Raw genomic sequence first — 19,048 nt, 5'->3', positions numbered from 1 at the left:
TGGCGTGTCCCAGGGGAAGGGGGTTGATGACCGCCCGGCCATGGATTTTAACGGCGCCCTAGGGACTGGATGCGTGGGCGGAATGACGACGGAACTTCGGAAGTGGTATTTCTGCCTGAACGAGAAGGGCTTCGAGCAGGTCTGGGGGCAGGTGCGCGTCGCCGTCGCCTCCTGTCTGGCAAGGACCCGGCTGCGGCCGGTCTGCCTCTACAACGGCAGCTCCGAGGCGCATGTGGCGCGGCTGCGCGGGCTCGGGGTCGAGGTCGTTGCGCACCGCAGCTCGCTCGAACCGCTGCTGCGCCGGGCTTATGGCTCGGCCTATGACACCTTCTCGGGGCACTGGCTTCGGATCGACATCCCCGCGCTCGAGCAGGAGGACGATCTTGTCCTCTACACCGACGTCGACGTCATGTTTCTCGCCCATCCCGCGCCGCCGCGGCTGCGCAAGCCGCTCGCTGCGGCGCCGGAGCGCTACCGCTGGCGCTACCCGCATTTCAACAGTGGCGTGCTGCTGATGAACGTGCCGAAGCTGCGGGCGCTGGCCGAGCCCTTTGCCGAGTCGATCGCCCGGCGCTTCCGCGAGCCCTGGTCGCCGCCGGGGCACGACCAGGTGAGCTACAACAGCTTCTTCCGCTGGCGCCACGCGCGGCTGCCGCACGGGATGAACTGGAAGCCCTACTGGGGGCTCGGGCGTGACGTCTCCATCGTGCATTTCCACGGGCCGAAGCCGGAGAACATCCGCGCGCTGGTGGCCGGGGGCGGGGAGCGGTTCATTCCGCAATACCGCAACCTCTGGCGGCTCGACCCCGGGGCCTATGCCTATTATGCGGGGCTGTTCGAAGAGTTCGAGGCGGCCTGAGGTCAGGGCGGGCGCTCAGAGCCCGCGCATCAGCCCGCGACGGTGCAGTTGGGCGCGCAGGGCGATGGCCAGCGTCGAGGCAGCCATGACCCCGAGGATGTCGGCGGCCCAGTCGCTGAGCTCGGCATCGCGCCCGACATAGGCCTGCACGACCTCGATCAGCCCGCCGAAGGCGATCGCCGCCGGGGCAAGCACCCAGAGCCAGCGCGGCCGCAAGAAGGCGGCGGGCGCGATGATTGCGCCGAAGCCGAGCGCGTGCTGCATCTTGTCGTCCATCAGCGCATCGGCCAGCGGCAGGCGCGGCCCCACGGTGAGGGTCGTGACCAGCGCGGCCATGCCGAGCACGAGGGCGAGGGTGAGAAGCGAAATGCGATCCATGTTGCCGAGAGATCATGCGGCGTCTGCAAAGGCCAGAGGCGAACTCGCCCCGCCGCTACACGATCCTGTCAGCGCCCGCGTGGGTGGCACTGTGCCCGGGTGGCGCCCGGACGCGCGGCGCCTTGCGGAAACATGGGGCACCGCCGGATGGGATTTCATGGGCGGCATGGGAAATCGTGGGACGGGACTGGGCGAGAGGCTTGTGACCGCGGGGGCGCAGGTCGTTACGGCAAGCAATCCACGGCGGATTCAAGGGTTGAAGCACCCCCTTCGCCATGACACATGCTCACGAACCCGCGATTCCGTCTGTCGTAGAATTTTTTTTTGGGATTTCGTGGAAGTTTTTTTCTGTCACGGCAGCGTTACCACATCTTGTGATGGGTAGGTTCCCGCTTACCACATATTCGTGATTACGGGGCGAAACCGCCTCAATATGTTGTTCTGCAGGGGGCTGCAGGACAACATGCAGGGGGATTCTCCCGCAGATTTCTATTGCTTCCCATGATTTCCCATGACATACCGTTAATCACGACGAAGGGACGGGATAAGGGGCAGCAAACGACCCCGGCGAACATCCCAGAAATATAAAACGAGCAGGTTCATACAGGCACCCGCCCTTCGTTGACATGAAGAATCCAGCGCGTGAGCGAGCAGACATCCCCCCCAGGTGGCATGCGTAGCTGGACCAGCCCGTAACACGGGTCAAGGCGGCGGGTTGATCGGTGGCAGCAGATCAACCCGCCGTATTTCGTTCTAGGGGGCGAGAGTAGGGACAGTGGGCCGCAGGCTTAGGTTCAGAGGCGAGAGCCGCAACAAGGTGGACAGCAAGGGGCGGGTGTCGATCCCGGCCTCGTTTCGCCGTGTGCTCGAAGCTGGTGATCCTGACTGGTCTGCCGGGAACAACCCGAACTTCGTGATCGTCTACGGCGATCACCGCCGCCAATATCTCGAATGCTACACGATCGAGGAGATGGAGGCCGTCGAGGATCGCATCTCGGCGATGAAGCGCGGCTCGCAGAAGCGCCGCCTTCTGGAGCGTCTCTTCTCGACCCAATCCGTCACCACCAGCGTTGATGAGACCGGACGCATCGTGCTTCCGGCCAAGCTGCGTGATAAGATCGGTCTCGAGGACTGGGCGTATTTCGCCTCCAACGTCGACACCTTCCAGATCTGGAAGCCCGAGACCTTCGAAGAGATCGAACTTGGCGGCACCGCAGAATTCCTCGACGAGATGCCAGCGGACTTCGATCCGCTCGAGTTGCTCGACGAAGACGACGAAACCGAGGAGGCCTGAGCCATGGCGGCGCCCAAAGACCCCAACGCCGCTCCGCACGTCCCTGTCCTGCTGCGGCCGCTGCTGGAGGCCGTGGCCCCGGTGCACGGCACCTGGATCGACGGGACCTTCGGGGCAGGGGGCTATTCGCGCGGTTTGCTCGAGGCGGGCGCCGACAAGGTGATCGGCATCGATCGCGATCCGCTGGCACACCAGATGGCGGCAAGCTGGATCGGCGAGTATGGCGACCGGCTCGAGTTGGTCGAGGACAATTTCGCCAACATGGACGCCCATGCGCAGAACGTCGACGGCGTGGTGCTCGATCTGGGCGTGTCGTCGATGCAGCTCGACCGGGCCGAGCGCGGCTTTTCCTTCCAGAAGGACGGGCCGCTCGACATGCGCATGGAGCAGTCGGGCGAGACCGCGGCGGACCTGGTGAAGCGTCTCGACGAGACCACGCTGGCGGACGTGCTTTATACCTTCGGCGAGGAGCGCGCCTCGCGCCGCATCGCCAAGGCCATCGTCAAGGCTCGCGCGCAGGAGCCGATCGAGACCACGGCGCGGCTCTCGTCGATCGTCGAGGCCTGCCTGCCGCGTCCCAAGCCCGGCCAATCCCACCCCGCGACCCGATCCTTCCAGGCGCTGCGCATCGCGGTCAACGACGAGTACGGCGCGCTCTGGCGCGGCCTCATGGCCGCCGAGCGGGCGCTGAAATCGGGCGGGCTGCTTGCCGTCGTGACCTTCCATTCGGTCGAAGACCGCATGGTCAAGCGCTTCCTGCAGGCGCGCTCGGGCCGGCTGTCCTCGGTCAGCCGCTACGAGCCCGAGGTCGAGACCGAACAGCCCCGCTTCGAGCTGGTCACCCGCAAGGCGGTGGGGCCGGACGACGAGGAACTGGCGCAGAACCCGCGGTCGCGCTCGGCCCGGCTGCGCGTCGGACGTCGGACCACGGCCGAGGCCGGAGATATCGAGTCGGGGGTGCTTTCCATGCCCCAACTGAGAGGAAAGAGCTGATGCGAACGCTTCTCTACGTCACCACCTTCATGGCGATGATCGGCCTCGCCTTCTGGGCCTATCATGAGAACTACAAGACCCAGGCCTCGCTGGACCACGTGCGCCAGTTGCAGCGCGACATCGGCGATGCCCGCGCCCGGCTGTCGATCCTCCGCGCCGAATGGGCCTATCTCAACCGCCCCGATCGGCTGCGCGATCTCGCCGAGCTGAACTTCGAGCGGCTTGGCCTTTTGCCGATGCGCCCCGAGCAGTTCGGCCGGATCGACCAGGTGAACTACCCCGACAACCGCGCGCTGGTGTTCAACGACCTTGTTGATGTGACCAGCGCCGGAGCGCAGGCGGGGGCGCTGCAATGAACGGCCGCATCCCGCTTCGCCCGCTGGCGCGCGTCCTCGACGCCCGGCGCCGCGGCGAGAACCCGGATGCGATCGAACGCGAAAATCTCCGCATCCGGCATGAACAGATGCGCGACAAGGCACGCACGCGGGCCGAGGGCCGGCTGCTGGTGCTCGGCCTTGTCTTCTTCTGCGCCTTCGTGGTGATCGGCCTGCGCATGGGCATGCTCGCCCAGTCCCAGGCCGAGGAGCCCCGCGCGGCAGCCTCCGGCGCCTCGATCATCGCCTCGCGCGCCGACATCGTCGACCGCCATGGCCGGATCCTGGCAACCAACATGGAGACCCATTCGCTCTACGCCCACCCGCACCAGATGATCGAGCCGGTGCGCGCGGCGGACGAGCTGATGAAGATCTTCCCCGATCTCGACCGCGAGCGGCTGGTGAAGGACTTCACCAACCCCAAGCGCAAGTTCATGTGGGTCAAGAAGAAGATCAGCCCCGAGCAGATGCAGGCGGTGCATGACATCGGAGAGCCGGGCCTGCTGTTCGGCCCGCGCGAGATGCGGCTCTATCCCAACGGCAAGCTGGCCTCGCACATCCTTGGCGGTGCCAGCTTCGGCCGCGAGGGCGTGGCCTCGGCCGAGGTGATCGGCACCGCGGGGATCGAGCGCTTCTACGACGAGGAACTGCGCGATCCGGCCCGGGGCGGTGCGCCGCTTGAGCTGTCGATCGATCTTTCCGTGCAGGCCGCCACCGAGCGCGTGCTCTACTCGGGCATGAAGCTGATGAATGCCAGGGGCGCAGCCTCGGTGCTGATGGACGTGCACACCGGCGAGATCCTCGCCATGGCCTCCTTGCCCGATTTCGATCCCAACGACCGCCCGAACCCGCCGGTCTCGGGCCGCCCGTCCGACAGCCCGCTCTTCAACCACGCGGTGCAGGGGGTCTACGAGTTGGGCTCGACCTTCAAGATTTTCGCCGCCGCTCAGGCGATGGAGCTGGGGCTGGTCAACCCCGGCACGGTGATCGACACCTCGCCGCCCTTCAAGGTCGGGGGCTTCCGCATCGGCGAGTTCGAGGGCCACAACTACGGCAAGCAGACGGTCGAGGGGATTATCACCCACAGCTCGAACCGCGGCACCGGCAAGATCGCCCTGGCGATCGGCCCCGAGCGCCAGCAGGAGTTCCTGAAATCGCTCGGCTTCTTCGACCCGACCGGGGTTGAGATCTCCGAGGCGCAGACCGGCAAGCCGCTCTTGCCGCAGCGCTGGACCGAGCTCAGCACGGTGACCATTTCCTATGGCCACGGCCTCTCGGCCTCGCCGCTGCACCTCGCGGCGGGCTATGCGGCCATCGCCAACGGCGGCCACAAGGTGCAGCCGACGCTGATCAAGCAGGACGGCCCGCATTACGGGCCCCGGGTGCTGTCGGAAAAGAACGCCGCCAACGCTCGCCACATGCTGCGCGCGGTGGTGACCGAGGGCACCGCCAGCTTCGGCGACGTGCCCGGCTATCACGTGGCCGGCAAGACCGGCACCGCAGACAAGCCCAAGGAGCGGGGCGGCGGCTATTACAAGGACAAGACGATCACCACCTTTGCCACCATGTTCCCGGCAGAGGCCCCGCGCTACGTGCTGATCGTCACGCTCGACGAGCCGGTCGAAACCTCGGGCAGCCGTCCGCGCCGCACCGCCGGCTGGACCTCGGTGCCGGTGGGGGCCGAGATGATCGGCAGGATCGCGCCGCTTCTGGGCTTGCGTCCGGACTACGATGTGCCAGAAGAGGAGGAGGTCACGCTGGTTCGCAACTGATCCGGCGCTGGCCTCCGGCCCGTTTTTCGGGGCCGTGCATATCTGAAATACAAAGATGAAAGGGCCGTCATGGGCGCCGTCATTGGAGAGGGCAAAAGCCTCAGCGAGCTGGGTTTGACCGCACGGGGCGGTCGCGAGGCGCGGGTGACGGGACTGTCGGTCGACAGTCGCGAGGTGACCTCGGGACATCTTTTTGCCGCGCTCCCGGGCACCAAGGTGCACGGCGCGGCCTTCATCCCCACGGCACTCGAACAGGGTGCTTCTGCCATTCTCACCGATGCCGAAGGCGCGGCTCTGGCCGCCGAGGCGCTCGCGGGCTCCGAGGCCGCGCTGGTGGTCGCCGCCGACCCGCGGCAGGCGCTGGCCTATGCCGCCGCGCTCTGGTTCGGCGGGCAGCCCGAGGTCACCGTCGCGGTGACCGGCACCAACGGCAAGACCTCAGTTGCGACCTTTCTGCGCCACATCTGGCAGGACATGGGCTTTCGCGCCATCAACCTCGGCACCACCGGGGTCGAGGGCGACTGGCAGGCGCCGCTCAAGCACACCACGCCCGAGCCGATCACCCTGCACCGCGCGCTTGCCGGTGCCGCCGAGGCGGGGGTCGATCACTGCGCCATGGAGGCCTCAAGCCACGGGCTCGACCAGCGCCGTCTCGACGGCGTGCAATTGAAGGCTGCGGGCTTCACCAATTTCACCCAGGATCACCTCGATTATCACGCGGATTTCGAAGAGTATTTCGCGGCCAAGGCCGGTCTCTTCGCGCGCGTGTTGCCCGATGACGGTGTCGCGGTTATCAATATCGACGACCCGCGCGGCGTCGACATGATGGCCATCGCCCGCGCCCGCGGCCAGGAAGTGATCTCGGTCGGCGAAGCCACGGGCTGCGACCTGCGCATTCTCGGTCAGCGCTTCCATGCCACGGGTCAGGACCTGCGGCTCGACTGGCGCGGCGCCGTGCAGCAGCTGCGGCTTGGCCTCATCGGCGGCTTCCAGGGCCAGAACGCGGCGCTGGCCGCCGGGCTTGCCCTCGCCTGCGGCGCCGAGCCCGAGCAGGTCTTCCCGGCGCTGGAGCGGCTGGAGACGGTGCGCGGGCGGATGCAGCTTGCCGCGACCCGCGACAATGGTGCGGCGGTCTATGTCGACTTTGCCCATACGCCGGATGCGGTCTCGACCGCGCTGCAGGCGCTGCGTCCGCACGTCATGGGCCGGCTCATCGCCATCGTCGGCGCCGGCGGCGACCGCGACCCGGGCAAGCGCCCGCTGATGGGGGCGGCAGCCACAAAACATGCCGACATGGTGATCGTGTCGGACGACAATCCGCGCTCCGAGGAGCCCGCCTCGATCCGCGCGCAGGTGCTGGGCGGTGCACCCAGCGCGCTGGAGGTCGGCGACCGCGCCGAGGCGATCCTGCGCGGCGTCGACATGCTGCAGCCCGGCGACGCGCTGATGATCCTTGGCAAGGGCCACGAGACCGGCCAGATCGTCGGCGACACCATTTACCCCTTTGACGATGTCGAGCAGGCGAGTGTCGCCGTGGCGGCACTGGACGGGAGAGGCCTGTGACCCTCTGGACGGCAGAAGACGCGGCGCGTGCCACCGGCGGGCGCGCCATCGGAAATTGGACTGTCAGCGGCGTGTCGATCGATACGCGGACGATTCAGGAGGGTGACCTCTTCGTCGCGCTGCAAGCGGCGCGGGATGGCCATGAGTTCGTCGCGCAGGCGCTGGAGAAGGGCGCCGCCGCGGCGCTCGTGAGCCGCATTCCCGAGGGGCTTCCCGAGGATGCGCCGCTGTTGCTGGTGGACGACGTGCTGCCGGGCCTCGAGGCGCTGGGGCGCGCGGCGCGTGCCCGCACCCGGGCGCAGGTGGTGGCGGTGACCGGCTCGGTCGGCAAGACCTCGACCAAGGAGATGCTGCGTACGGTTCTCGATGCGCAGGGCACGGTGCATGCGGCCGAGAAGAGCTACAACAACCACTGGGGCGTGCCGCTGACGCTGGCGCGCATGCCCGCCGACGTGGATTTTGCCGTCATCGAGATCGGCATGAACCACCCCGGCGAGATCGCGCCGCTGTCGCGCATGGCGCGCCCGCATGTGGCAATGATCACCATCGTCGCGCCGGCGCACCTTGCAGCCTTCGAGAGCCTCGAGGGCATCGCCCGCGAGAAGGCGGCGATCTTCGAGGGTCTGGAGCCCGGCGGCATCGCCGTGGTCAATGGCGATCTCGAGGTCTCGCCGCTGCTCATCGAGCTGGCCGAGGCCAAGGCCGAGCAGGTCATCACGTTCGGCGAGGCGGCGGGCAACCACCACCGCGTCGAGCAGGTCACCATCTGCGACGCCGCTACCGTGGCGCAGGGCCGCGCCTGGCGGACGCATGTGCTCTACAAGGTCGCGGTGCCGGGCCGTCACTTTGCCGTCAACGCAATGGGCGTTCTGGCGGTGGTGCACGCGCTGGGACTCGACCGCGCCATGGCGATCACCGCGCTCGGGCAATGGGAAGCCGGGGCGGGCCGGGGGCTGCGCGAGGTCATCACCCTTGATCCGGTCGAGACGCACATGACGCTCGAGCTTATCGACGACGCCTATAACGCCAACCCGGCCTCGCTCGGCGCCTCGCTCGAGGTTCTGGCCGGGGCAAAGCCCAAGGACGGCATCGGGCGGGTCGATCATGGCCGCCGCATCGCCTATCTCGGCGACATGAAGGAGCTCGGGGCGCAGGAACACGCGCTGCATGCGGCGCTGGCCGAGCATCCGGCAATGGCGAAGATTGACATCGTGCATTGCGTGGGTCCGCTGATGCGTGACCTCTGGGAAGCGCTGCCCGAGCGCAAGCGCGGGCATTGGGCCGAGACCAGCGCCGCCATGGCCGAGCGCGTGCGCCACGACCTCGATGCCGGCGACGTGGTGCTGGTGAAGGGGTCGCTGTCGATGGCGCTGGCGCGCGTGGTTGACGCGATCCACAAAATGGGTCATGCGCCCGCCACGATCTGACAAGAAGGACCGGGGCTCATGCTCTATTGGCTGACTGGACTGAGTGATGGCGGCGATGTCTTCAACCTCTTCCGCTACATCACCTTCCGGGCGGGCGGTGCGTTTCTGACCGCGCTGATCTTCGGCTTTCTCTTCGGACGGCCGCTGATCGACGTGCTGCGCAAGCGGCAGGGCAAGGGCCAGCCGATCCGCACCGACGGCCCCGAAGGGCATTTCGTCAAGGCCGGCACGCCGACCATGGGCGGGCTGCTCATCGTCGGCGCGCTGCTGACCTCGACCCTGCTCTGGGCGCGGCTCGACAACGGCTTCGTGTGGATGGTGCTTTTCGTCACCATGGGCTACGCGGCGATCGGCTTTGCCGACGACTATGCCAAGGTGAAGAAGCAGAACACCGACGGGGTTTCGGGCAAGGTGCGCCTGGCCATCGGCTTTGCCATCGCTGCCATCGCGGCGACCTGGGCGGCCTGGCTGCACCCTGCCGATCTTACCGGGCAGTTGGCCTTCCCGGTGTTCAAGAACGCGCTGCTGGATCTGGGCTGGGTCTTCGTGCCCTTCGCGATGATCGTCATCGTCGGCGCCGCCAACGCGGTGAACCTGACCGACGGTCTCGACGGGCTCGCCATCATGCCGGTGATGATCGCCGGAGGCACGCTGGGGATCATCGCCTATGCCGTGGGCCGCACCGACTTCACCGAGTATCTCGACGTGCACTACGTGCCCGGCACCGGTGAAATCCTGATCTTCACCGCCGCGCTGATCGGCGGCGGGCTCGGCTTCCTGTGGTACAACGCCCCGCCCGCGGCGGTCTTCATGGGGGACACCGGCTCGCTCGCGCTCGGCGGCGCACTCGGCGCCATCGCCGTGGCGACCAAACACGAGATCGTGCTGGCCATCGTCGGCGGGCTCTTCGTAGTCGAGGCGCTCTCGGTGATCATCCAGGTGCTCTACTTCAAGCGCACCGGCAAGCGGGTGTTCCTTATGGCGCCGATCCACCACCACTACGAGAAGAAGGGCTGGGCCGAGCCGCAGATCGTCATCCGCTTCTGGATCATCTCGCTGATCCTGGCGCTGATCGGCCTTGCCACGCTGAAGCTGCGCTGAGGCGGGGATGCAGCCTCCTTCGAAGGAGGCTGCAAATCTCTCCGACGAGATTTGCCGCGCTCTGGTGCGCGCCGCGCCGATGCGCTAGCCGTGAGGCAAGGGCAATCGCAGGCAAGAGGGCAGTGGCATGATTCCGGTATCCGGCTTTGAGGAGCGCACCGTCGCGGTGCTGGGGCTTGGCCGCTCGGGCCTTTCGGCAGCGCGGGCACTGCGCGAGGGCGGCGCCTCGGTGCTGGTCTGGGACGACAATGCCTCTGCGCGCGAGATGGCCGAGGCCGAGGGTTTCGAGAGCCGCGAGCTGGCCCGGGAGGGTGGCTTCGACGGGGTCGACTGGCTGGTGGTCTCCCCCGGTATCCCGCATCTCTACCCCGAGCCGAACCCGGTGATTGCTGCCGCCTGGGCGGCGGGCGTGCCGGTGGACAATGATATCGGTCTCTTCTTTCGCGCGCTTTCAGGCGCCGGTTCCGACTGGGACATGTACGACATGCCGCCGCGCGTCGTCGCGGTGACAGGCTCGAATGGCAAGTCCACCACCTCGGCGCTGATCCACCACATCCTGCAGAGCTCCGGGCGCGAGAGCCAGCTGGCCGGCAACATCGGCCGCGGCGTGCTCGACATCGATCCGCCCGAGGACGGAGGCATCGTCGTGCTGGAGCTGTCGAGCTACCAGACCGACCTTGCCCGCGCGCTGACCCCGGATGTGGCGGTCTTCACCAATCTCTCGCCCGACCATCTCGACCGGCACGCCGGCATGGGCGGCTATTTCGCCGCCAAGCGCCGGCTCTTCGCCGAGGGCGGGCCGGACCGCTGCGTCATCGGCGTGGACGAGAAGGAGGGGCTTTACCTCGCCAACCAGCTCTCCGAGGCGGCAACCGATGACCGGGTGATCCGCGTCTCCTCGGGCACCAAGCTGGGCGGGCCGGGCTGGCTGGTCTACGCGCGCAAGGGCTTTCTCACCGAGTGGCGCAAGGGGCGGCAGGTGGCCTCGATCGACCTGCGCCCGGTCAAGGGCCTGCCGGGCGCACACAACCACCAGAACGCCTGCGCCGCCTATGCGGCCTGCCGGGCGCTCGGCGTCGCGCCGCGGCAGATCGAGGCGGCCTTCCACAGCTTCGAGGGGCTGCCGCACCGCAGCCAGATCGTGGCCGAGGCAGAGGGCGTGAGCTACGTCAACGACAGCAAGGCCACCAACGTCGACGCGGCGGTCAAGGCGCTGCTGGCGTTCAAGAACATCCGCTGGATCTGCGGCGGGCTGATGAAGGAGGGCGGGCTCGCCGGGCTCGCGCCGGGGCTGCCCAATGTCACCAAGGCCTATGTGATCGGACGCGAGGCGGCGACCTTTGCGCTTGGCCTGCCGGGGGTGGAGGCCGAGATCTGCACCGACATGGCGACCGCCGTGGCCAAGGCCCGCGCCGAGGCGCAGCCGGGCGACGTGGTGCTTCTGGCGCCGGCTGCGGCCAGCTTCGACCAGTACGACAGTTTCGAGAAGCGCGGCGAGGATTTCGCGGCGAAGGTGCATGCGGCACTCTGACCGCAGCGGGCGCGCGGGGCTTCAGGTCTCGCGCAGCCCTGCCAGCAGCCCGCCGTAGAAGGCCTGCGGGTGTACCACGCCAAGCTGCGCGGGGATCTTCTTGAGGCCGAGGATCCGCGCGATGGCAAACCGGTGTGCCCCGCCGCCGGCGCGTAGCAGGGTGCCGTCGCGCCCAACGTGCAGCAGGATGCCGCCGTGCTCGCGGCGGAAGTATTCGGGCAGCTCGGCGCGCGAGAGCAGGCGGCCCCGGCGGCGCGTCTCCTCGAACACCGCGTCGAGGCGCTGGTAGCGGGCCACCAGTTCCTCTTCCGTGGCGCAATCATCGGGGGTCTTGCCGGCGGCGATCTCGGTCAGCAGCTTCTGGAACAGCGGGGTGTCGCGCCAGGGGGTGCCGCCCTCGAAGTGCAGGCGGCAGCTCAGCAGCTTGCGACTGTCCTCGACCGACTGCCGCGGCAGGTCCCAGTCCCCGCCAAGGATCATGCCGCTCTGCTGGCGACGCAGCTTCGGCTTGCCGGCATAGGTGTAGTTCACGTCGCGCGCATCGACCCGGATCAGCTCGTCCGACAGAGGCGCCCCTTCGCCGTAGCGCAGGCGGTTCCAGAAATCCCGCACGACCTTGCGCGGCACCTGCGCGTGCAGGTCCCGGAGCCAGTTGCTGGGGTAGAGGGTCGGGTGGTCGGTGAACGCCATGAGGCTGCCTGATGTGACAATCGCATGACAAAATGTAACGGACGGATGACAAATTCAAGAGGCCGGGATCAGCCCGCGGCAAGGCTCCGCCCGGCCGCTGCACCCGAGGCCCAGGCCCACTGGAAGTTGTAGCCGCCGAGCCAGCCGGTCACGTCCACCGCCTCGCCGATGAAGTGCAGCCCGGGCACGGTCTTGGAGGCCATGGTCTTGCTGTTCAGCCCGTCTGTATTGACCCCGCCGAGCGTCACTTCGGCAGTGCGCCAGCCTTCGGAGCCGGAGGGGCGCAGGGTCCAGTTCCGCAGCGATTCAGAGAGCGTCTCGGCGCGCTTGTCCGAGAGGTCCGCGAGATTGCCCGAGAGGTCGAGGTGATCGGCGAGATGGCCGACCAGGCGCTCGGGCAGGATCTGTCTCAGCTCGGTGGTCAGCGAGCGCTTGCCCGCGCCCTTGCGCGCGGCGCGCAGATGGGCGGCGGGATCGAGGGCAGGGGAGAGGTTGACGGTGATCTCCTCGCCCTCGTGCCAGTAGCTCGACGCCTGAAGGATCGACGGCCCCGAGAGCCCGCGGTGGGTGAAGAGCAGCGCCTCGTCGAAGCTGGTGCCATTCGCGGTGACCCGGGCGGGCAGCGAGACCCCGGCGAGATCGGCGAAGCGCCCCTCGGGGAAAGTCAGCGGCACGAGGCCGGGGCGGGGCGCGACCAGCGCGTGGCCGAACTGCCCGGCGATGTCATAGGCAAGCCCTGTGGCGCCCATCTTGGGGATCGAGCGCCCGCCGGTGGCCACCACGAGGTTCTGCGCCTGGACCACCGTCTCGCGCCCGTCGCGCTCGAGGCGGGCGGTATAGGTACCGTCGGCATGGGTCAGCTCGCGCAGCGCGGTCTGCAGCCAGAGTTCGGCCCCCGCCGCTTCCATCTCGCGCAGCAGCATGGCGACGATCTGCGTCGCCTTGCCGTCGCAGAACAGCTGCCCGAGGGTCTTTTCGTGCCAGGCGATGCCGTGGCGCGAGACCAGCTCGATGAAGTCCCACTGCGTGTAGCGCGCCAGTGCCGATTTGCAGAAATGCGGGTTCTGCGACAGGAAGCGGGCCGGCTCGGTGCCGAGATTGGTGAAGTTGCAGCGCCCGCCGCCCGAGATGCGGATCTTCTCGCCCGGCGCGCGGGCATGGTCGATGACCAGCGTGCCCGGTCCCGCATGGGCCGCGCACATGAGGCCGGCCGCGCCGGCGCCGAGGATGAGCGTCTTGATCTGCATGGCGCCCTGAAACACCGGATCGCGCCGCGCCGCAAGAGCGGGCGGATGCGGCACGTCGCCCGGGCGGCGGCGCCCCGCGCTCTTCCCAAAGGGCAGCGCAGGTGCTAGCCTCGCCGCAAGATCCGGGAAAACCCGGACGATCAGGCAAATTGAGCGGTATTCCCATGACGGAAATGGTCTACGGCGCGGTCTCCGTGCGCGATGGCGAACCTGTCCTGCCCAAGTGGTGGCGGACGGTGGACAGATGGTCGCTGTCCTGCGTGCTGATGCTCTTCGGGGTCGGCATCCTGCTGGGGCTCGCGGCCTCGCCGCCGCTGGCCGAGCGCAACGGCTTCGCGCCCTTCCACTACGTGCAGCGGCAGGCCTTCTTTGGCGGGCTGGCGCTGACCGCGATGTTCTTCACCTCGCTGATGACCCCGGTGATGGTGCGCCGCGCGGCGGTGATCGGCTTTGCCTTCGCCTTCGTGTCACTGCTGGCGCTGCCGGTTCTGGGCACCGACTTCGGCAAGGGCGCGGTGCGCTGGTACTCGCTGGGCTTTGCCTCGGTGCAGCCCTCGGAGTTCCTCAAGCCGGTCTTTGCCGTGGTCGCCGCCTGGCTGATGGCCGCGAGCCAGGAGATCGGCGGCCCGCCGGGCAAGAGCTGGTCCTTTGCCCTGACCTGCACCATCGTCATCACTCTCGCGCTGCAGCCCGACTTCGGGCAGGCCTGCCTGGTGCTCTTCGGTTGGGGCGTGATGTGGTTTGTCGGCGGCGCGCCGATGTTCCTGCTGCTCGGCCTTGCCGGGCTCGTGGTGCTGGGCGGGACCTTTGCCTACAACAACTCGGAACACTTCGCCCGCCGGATCGACGGCTTCCTGACGCCCGACGTCGATCCGACGACCCAGCTCGGCTATGCCACCAACGCCATCCGCGAGGGCGGCTTCTTTGGCGTTGGCGTGGGCGAGGGGCAGGTGAAATGGTCGCTGCCGGACGCCCATACCGACTTCATCATCGCCGTCGCCGCCGAGGAATACGGGCTGGTGCTGGTCATGGTGATCATCGCGCTCTACGCCACCGTGGTGGTGCGCTCGATGCTGCGGCTGATGCGCGAGCGCGATCCGTTCATCCGCCTTGCGGGCACCGGCCTTGCCGCGATGTTCGGCGTGCAGGCGATGATCAACATGGGCGTCGCCGTGCGCCTGCTGCCCGCCAAGGGCATGACGCTGCCCTTCGTCAGCTACGGCGGCTCGTCGCTGATCGCGGGCGGCATCGCCGTCGGCATGCTGCTGGCCTTCACCCGCACCCGCCCGCAGGGCGAGATCGGCGAGATCCTGCGCGCAAGGATGCGCTGATCCGGGGCCCGGGATGCGGCGCTTTCGCGCCGTGCCCGGCTGCGTTAGACGGGCGCGAAACCGTGTCAGCGCGCCCGGGTCACGAGACGAGTCGGTGCGGTGATGAATTGAGGCAGCGGGGCACAAGACCCCGCGCAGGAACGAGGTCGAGCACATGGCGCAACACGGCGGGCCGGACCAAGGCAGGCAGCCCCTTCTGGTTATCGCGGCGGGCGGCACCGGTGGGCACATGTTCCCGGCACAGGCGCTGGCCGAGATCATGCTGCGCCGCGGCTGGCGGGTGAAGCTCTCGACCGATGCGCGCGGCGCGCGCTATACCGGCGGTTTTCCCCATTCCACCGAGATCGAGGAGGTCTCCTCGGCCACCTTCGCGCGGGGCGGCATCGTCTCCAAGGCGATGGTGCCGCTGCGCATCGTGAAGGGCGTGCTGTCCATGGCCCGGCGCTTCCGCCGCGACCGGCCGAACGTGGTGGTGGGCTTCGGCGGCTACCCGTCGATCCCGGCGCTCGGCGCGGCGCGGCTGCTGAAGCTGCCCGCGATGATCCACGAGCAGAACGGCGTGCTCGGCAAGGTGAACGAGAAGTTCGCCCGCAAGGTCGACGCCGTCGCCTGCGGCACCTGGCCGACGCGGCTTCCCGAGGGGGTCGAGGGCATCCCCGTCGGCAACCCGGTGCGCAACGCCGTGCGCGAGCGCGCCGGGGCGGGCTACATCCCGCCGGGCGACTACCCGATGTCGCTGCTGGTGATCGGCGGATCGCAGGGCGCGCGTATCCTGTCGGACGTCGTGCCCCCTGCCATCGAGCGGCTGCCGATGGAGCTGCTGCGCCACCTGCGCATCAGCCACCAGGCCCGCGACGAGGATGGTGAGCGGGTCGCGAAATTCTACTACGAGCACGGCATTGACGCCGAGGTGCAGCCCTTCTTCAACGACGTGCCCGCGCGCATGTCCGAGGCGCAATTGGTGATCTCGCGCTCGGGGGCGTCTTCCGTGGCCGACATTTCGGTGATCGGGCGCCCCTCGATCCTCATCCCCTATGCGGCTGCGCTTGCGGATCACCAGACGGTCAACGCGCAGGGGCTCGTCGATGCCGGCGCCGCGATCCGCATCCCGGAGAGCAAGCTCTCGGTCGAGGCGATGACCGAGGCGATGATGGCCGTGCTCTGCAACCCCCAGGGCGCCGCTCAGATGTCGCGTGCCGCGCTGTCGGTCTCGCACCCTGACGCAGCGCTGGGGCTGGCGCAGATGGTCGAGGAACTGGCAGGATTCGGATCCGAGGATACATACGACGCAGAGCCGGAGGCCTATGACCCCGGCGAAGAAGAGCAGGCGTATGAGCAGGAGACGGGGCAGAGATGAAACATGAGAAATTCACCGAGGAAGGCGCGCGCATGAGCCCGGCAACCAAGCTTCCGGGCGATGTTGGCCCGATCCATTTCGTCGGCATCGGCGGCATCGGCATGTCGGGCATCGCGGAGGTGCTGCTGAACCACGGCTACGCGGTGCAGGGCTCGGACCTCAAGTGCTCCAAGATCACCGAGCGGCTTGTCTCGCTGGGGGCCGTGGTCTTCGAGGGCCAGCGCGCCGAGAACCTCGAGAACGCGCAGGTGGTGGTGATCTCTTCGGCAATCAAGCCGGGCAACCCCGAGCTCGACGAGGCGCGGCGGCGCGGACTGCCGGTGGTGCGCCGGGCCGAGATGCTGGCCGAGCTGATGCGGCTCAAGTCGAACATCGCGGTGGCGGGCACCCACGGCAAGACCACGACCACCACCATGGTCGCGACTCTGCTCGATGCCGGCGATCTTGACCCCACCGTGATCAATGGCGGCATCATCCACGCCTACGGCTCGAACGCCCGCGTCGGGCTCGGTGAGTGGATGGTGGTCGAGGCCGACGAGAGCGACGGCACCTTCAACCGGCTTCCGGCGACCATCGCCATCGTCACCAACATCGACCCCGAGCACATGGAGCACTGGGGCTCGATCGAGAAGCTGCGTGACGGCTTCTACCAGTTCGTCTCGAACATCCCCTTCTACGGGCTGGCGGTGTGCTGCACCGATCACCCCGAGGTGCAGGCGCTGGTGGGCCGGGTGTCGGATCGCAGGGTGATCACCTACGGGTTCAACGCCCAGGCCGACGTGCGCGCGATCAACCTGCGCTACGAAAAGGGTGTGGCGCATTTCGACGTGGCGCTGCAGGCCGAGGGTCTCGTGATCGAGGGCTGCACCCTGCCGATGCCGGGTGACCACAACGTGTCGAACGCTCTTTCCGCGGTGGCCGTGGCGCGGCATCTGGGCATGACCGCCGACGAGATCCGCTCGGCGCTGGCAAGCTTCGGCGGCGTCAATCGCCGTTTCACCCGCGTCGGCGAGGTGAACGGGGTGACGATCATCGACGACTACGGCCACCACCCGGTCGAGATCGCCGCCGTGCTCAAGGCCGCGCGCCAGGCCTCGGAGGGCCGGGTCATCGCCGTCCACCAGCCGCACCGCTACTCGCGCCTGCACTCGCTCTTCGACGATTTCTGCACCTGCTTCAACGAGGCCGACGTGGTCGCCATTGCCGAGGTCTATGCCGCCGGCGAGGACCCGATCCCCGGAGCCTCGCGCGATGACCTCGTGGCCGGGCTGATCCGCCATGGCCACCGCCACGCCCGCGCGATCCTCTCCGAGGATGACCTCGAGCGGCTGGTGCGCGAACAGGCGCGTCCGGGTGACATGGTGGTCTGCCTTGGTGCGGGGACGATCTCGTCCTGGGCCAACAACCTGCCCGCGCGGCTGGAGAAGTGAGCCGGGGCCGGCCATGAGCGTGCTCTGGGCCATCGCGGGGGTGATCGTGCTCCTCTCCGCGGTGGCGGTGCTGGGGATCCTGCGCCGCCTCGTCTTTTTCTTCGCGCTGGCCTTCTTCGCGGGGCTGGCGCTGCAGATCCACCACGACCCCACCGGCAGTGCCGCCTTGCTGGCCAGCACCGGGGGAGGGTTGTTGGTGGCCTGGCCGGTGCGGCGCTTCCTCACGGGGATGCTGGTCTGAGGCGAAGGCACTTCCGCCCGGCTATTGCGAGCTTCTCGAACCTGCGCCACTCTGGCCCCAGCCGCCGGAGATGCCGCATGACACTATCGCTCTTCCTCGCCTGCGCCTGGCTGGTGCTGGCCAATGTGCTTGGCGTGCTGCCCTCGCGCGACAACCACTGGACGCGGGCCTACGTGCTGATCGCGCTTGGCCTGCCGCTGCTTGGCTGGGTCTGGTGGCAGAACGGGCCCTGGGTGGCGCTGCTGGTGCTGCTGGCCGGGGTGAGCGTGCTGCGTTGGCCGGTGCTCTACCTTTGGCGCTGGCTGCGCGCCCGGGTCTCCTGAACTGCGCGGGGCCTTTACCCGCGCCACGGAACGCGGCAAAACGCTGCCATGATTGACCAGCTTCCCCCCCGTCCGTGGCCGCCTCACCGAGGGCCGCCCGCTCTCTGAACTCACCTGGCTGCGCGTCGGCGGACCCGCCGAAGTGCTGTTCCAGCCCGCCGATCTGCAGGACCTGCAGGACTTCCTTGCCGCGCTGCCCGCCGCGGTGCCGGTCTTCCCGATGGGGGTCGGCTCGAACCTCATCGTGCGTGACGGCGGCATGCGCGGCGTGGTGATCCGGCTGGGGCGGGGCTTCAACGGCATCGAGACCGAGGGCAACCGCGTCACCGCGGGCGCGGCGGCGCTTGATGCGCATGTGGCAAAGCGCGCGGCGCAGGCGGGGGTGGATCTGACCTTCCTGCGCACCATCCCCGGCTCGATCGGCGGGGCGGTGCGGATGAACGCGGGCTGCTACGGCACCTATGTCGCCGACCATCTCGTCGAGATTCGCGCCGTGACCCGTGACGGCGCGCTGGTGAACCTTCCCGCCGCCGACCTGAAGCTGCAATACCGCCAGTCCGAGCTGCCCGAGGGCGCGGTGGTGGTCGAGGCGGTCTTCGAGGGGCCGCAGGGCGAGCCCGAAGCGCTCGAAGCCCGCATGGAGGCGCAGCTGAAAAAGCGCGACGAGACCCAGCCGACCAAGGACCGCACCGCCGGCTCGACCTTCCGCAACCCGGCGGGCTTCAGCTCGACCGGGCGCGAGGATGACACCCATGAGATGAAGGCCTGGAAGGTGATCGACGAGGCCGGGATGCGCGGCGCCACGCGGGGCGGGGCGCAGATGAGCCCGATGCATTCCAACTTCCTGGTGAACACCGGCGAGGCAAGTGCCGCCGATCTCGAGGGTCTGGGTGAGGAAGTTCGAAAAAGGGTTTTCCAACACAGTGGTTTGCAGCTACAGTGGGAAATCATGCGGGTCGGTGATCCGCTTGAAAACTGAGGGCGTTACGCGCCCCAATGATAAAAGCAGCACCCCCAGGCAGGGTGCGGTGAACGAGGCGGCAGTCTTCCCAGAATCAACTCAGGGTCGCACGCCGTGGTGAATCAGGTTCGCGCGCCGAATTGAGCGGCACGCGGGCGGCTGACCGGGGCCAACCC

At 68.1% G+C, this 19,048-nt stretch carries 18 protein-coding genes; 15 read left to right on the top strand and 3 right to left on the bottom strand.

Going from position 1 to position 19,048, the window contains the following annotated elements; genetic code table 11:
- Positions 1-82 precede the first annotated feature (82 nt).
- The gene (locus CLG85_RS20335; protein WP_095880997.1) at positions 83-859 is read left to right on the top strand and encodes a glycosyltransferase family protein; all 777 of its coding nucleotides are present in this window, start codon (positions 83-85) and stop codon (positions 857-859) included.
- A gap of 15 nt (positions 860-874) precedes the next feature.
- On the opposite strand, the gene CLG85_RS20330 is transcribed toward CLG85_RS20335, so the two are convergent.
- Positions 875-1,237 carry a VanZ family protein gene (locus CLG85_RS20330; protein WP_095880996.1) on the bottom strand — a complete coding sequence of 121 codons (363 nt, stop codon included), beginning with the start codon at positions 1,235-1,237 and terminating at the stop codon, positions 875-877.
- A 775-nt stretch (positions 1,238-2,012) separates the two neighbouring features.
- Between CLG85_RS20330 and mraZ the strand changes: the two genes are divergently transcribed.
- From mraZ to murD, 8 genes are all read left to right on the top strand, one after another.
- Positions 2,013-2,531: a division/cell wall cluster transcriptional repressor MraZ gene (gene mraZ / locus CLG85_RS20325; protein ID WP_095880995.1), complete on the top strand. Its 519-nt coding sequence runs from the start codon at positions 2,013-2,015 to the stop codon at positions 2,529-2,531.
- Between the two features lie 3 nt (positions 2,532-2,534).
- Positions 2,535-3,524 carry a 16S rRNA (cytosine(1402)-N(4))-methyltransferase RsmH gene (rsmH, locus tag CLG85_RS20320; RefSeq protein WP_095880994.1) on the top strand — a complete coding sequence of 330 codons (990 nt, stop codon included), beginning with the start codon at positions 2,535-2,537 and terminating at the stop codon, positions 3,522-3,524.
- The gene (gene ftsL, locus CLG85_RS20315; protein ID WP_095880993.1) at positions 3,524-3,880 is read left to right on the top strand and encodes a cell division protein FtsL; all 357 of its coding nucleotides are present in this window, start codon (positions 3,524-3,526) and stop codon (positions 3,878-3,880) included. The genes rsmH and ftsL overlap by 1 nt, the downstream gene beginning before the upstream one ends.
- Positions 3,877-5,670 carry a peptidoglycan D,D-transpeptidase FtsI family protein gene (locus tag CLG85_RS20310; protein ID WP_095880992.1) on the top strand — a complete coding sequence of 598 codons (1,794 nt, stop codon included), beginning with the start codon at positions 3,877-3,879 and terminating at the stop codon, positions 5,668-5,670. The genes ftsL and CLG85_RS20310 overlap by 4 nt, the downstream gene beginning before the upstream one ends.
- Before the next feature lie 69 nt (positions 5,671-5,739).
- A complete protein-coding gene (locus tag CLG85_RS20305) occupies positions 5,740-7,233 on the top strand; it encodes a UDP-N-acetylmuramoyl-L-alanyl-D-glutamate--2,6-diaminopimelate ligase (protein WP_260349918.1) in 1,494 nt (497 codons plus the stop codon).
- The gene (locus tag CLG85_RS20300) at positions 7,230-8,660 is read left to right on the top strand and encodes a UDP-N-acetylmuramoyl-tripeptide--D-alanyl-D-alanine ligase (RefSeq protein WP_095883501.1); all 1,431 of its coding nucleotides are present in this window, start codon (positions 7,230-7,232) and stop codon (positions 8,658-8,660) included. The genes CLG85_RS20305 and CLG85_RS20300 overlap by 4 nt, the downstream gene beginning before the upstream one ends.
- An 18-nt stretch (positions 8,661-8,678) precedes the next feature.
- Positions 8,679-9,761 (top strand): phospho-N-acetylmuramoyl-pentapeptide-transferase, encoded by a 1,083-nt coding sequence (mraY, locus tag CLG85_RS20295; protein WP_095883500.1) that lies wholly within the window; start codon positions 8,679-8,681, stop codon positions 9,759-9,761.
- Between the two features lie 127 nt (positions 9,762-9,888).
- Positions 9,889-11,292: a UDP-N-acetylmuramoyl-L-alanine--D-glutamate ligase gene (murD, locus tag CLG85_RS20290; RefSeq protein ID WP_095883499.1), complete on the top strand. Its 1,404-nt coding sequence runs from the start codon at positions 9,889-9,891 to the stop codon at positions 11,290-11,292.
- 21 nt (positions 11,293-11,313) lie between these two features.
- Here murD and CLG85_RS20285 read toward each other — a convergent pair whose 3' ends face one another.
- The gene (locus CLG85_RS20285; RefSeq protein WP_095883498.1) at positions 11,314-11,982 is read right to left on the bottom strand and encodes a hypothetical protein; all 669 of its coding nucleotides are present in this window, start codon (positions 11,980-11,982) and stop codon (positions 11,314-11,316) included.
- Positions 11,983-12,050: 68 nt separating this feature from the next.
- Positions 12,051-13,229 carry a BaiN/RdsA family NAD(P)/FAD-dependent oxidoreductase gene (locus CLG85_RS20280; RefSeq protein WP_095883504.1) on the bottom strand — a complete coding sequence of 393 codons (1,179 nt, stop codon included), beginning with the start codon at positions 13,227-13,229 and terminating at the stop codon, positions 12,051-12,053.
- Positions 13,230-13,393: 164 nt separating this feature from the next.
- On the opposite strand from CLG85_RS20280, the gene CLG85_RS20275 reads away from it, so the two are divergent.
- The 6 genes from CLG85_RS20275 to murB all read left to right on the top strand — a co-directional run bounded on the left by CLG85_RS20275 (position 13,394) and on the right by murB (position 18,890).
- A complete protein-coding gene (locus tag CLG85_RS20275; RefSeq protein ID WP_095883497.1) occupies positions 13,394-14,560 on the top strand; it encodes a peptidoglycan glycosyltransferase FtsW in 1,167 nt (388 codons plus the stop codon).
- 154 nt (positions 14,561-14,714) lie between these two features.
- Positions 14,715-15,917 (top strand): UDP-N-acetylglucosamine--N-acetylmuramyl-(pentapeptide) pyrophosphoryl-undecaprenol N-acetylglucosamine transferase, encoded by a 1,203-nt coding sequence (locus tag CLG85_RS20270; protein WP_095883496.1) that lies wholly within the window; start codon positions 14,715-14,717, stop codon positions 15,915-15,917.
- A 32-nt stretch (positions 15,918-15,949) separates the two neighbouring features.
- Positions 15,950-17,347, top strand: coding sequence for a UDP-N-acetylmuramate--L-alanine ligase (gene murC / locus CLG85_RS20265; RefSeq protein WP_095883503.1), 1,398 nt, complete (start codon positions 15,950-15,952; stop codon positions 17,345-17,347).
- 13 nt (positions 17,348-17,360) lie between these two features.
- Positions 17,361-17,588 carry a hypothetical protein gene (locus tag CLG85_RS20260; protein WP_095883495.1) on the top strand — a complete coding sequence of 76 codons (228 nt, stop codon included), beginning with the start codon at positions 17,361-17,363 and terminating at the stop codon, positions 17,586-17,588.
- A gap of 77 nt (positions 17,589-17,665) precedes the next feature.
- Complete coding sequence (locus CLG85_RS20255; protein ID WP_095883494.1) at positions 17,666-17,911, top strand: DUF2484 family protein; 246 nt, start codon at positions 17,666-17,668, stop codon at positions 17,909-17,911.
- Between the two features lie 52 nt (positions 17,912-17,963).
- Complete coding sequence (gene murB / locus CLG85_RS20250) at positions 17,964-18,890, top strand: UDP-N-acetylmuramate dehydrogenase (protein WP_260349917.1); 927 nt, start codon at positions 17,964-17,966, stop codon at positions 18,888-18,890.
- The last annotated feature ends 158 nt before the right edge of the window (positions 18,891-19,048 follow it).

This window comes from Alloyangia mangrovi, assembly GCF_002300555.2.
GTDB lineage: Bacteria > Pseudomonadota > Alphaproteobacteria > Rhodobacterales > Rhodobacteraceae > Salipiger > Salipiger mangrovi.
The sequence above is the reverse complement of the archived record's forward strand: the minus strand, read 5'-3'. Positions and strand labels throughout refer to the sequence as shown.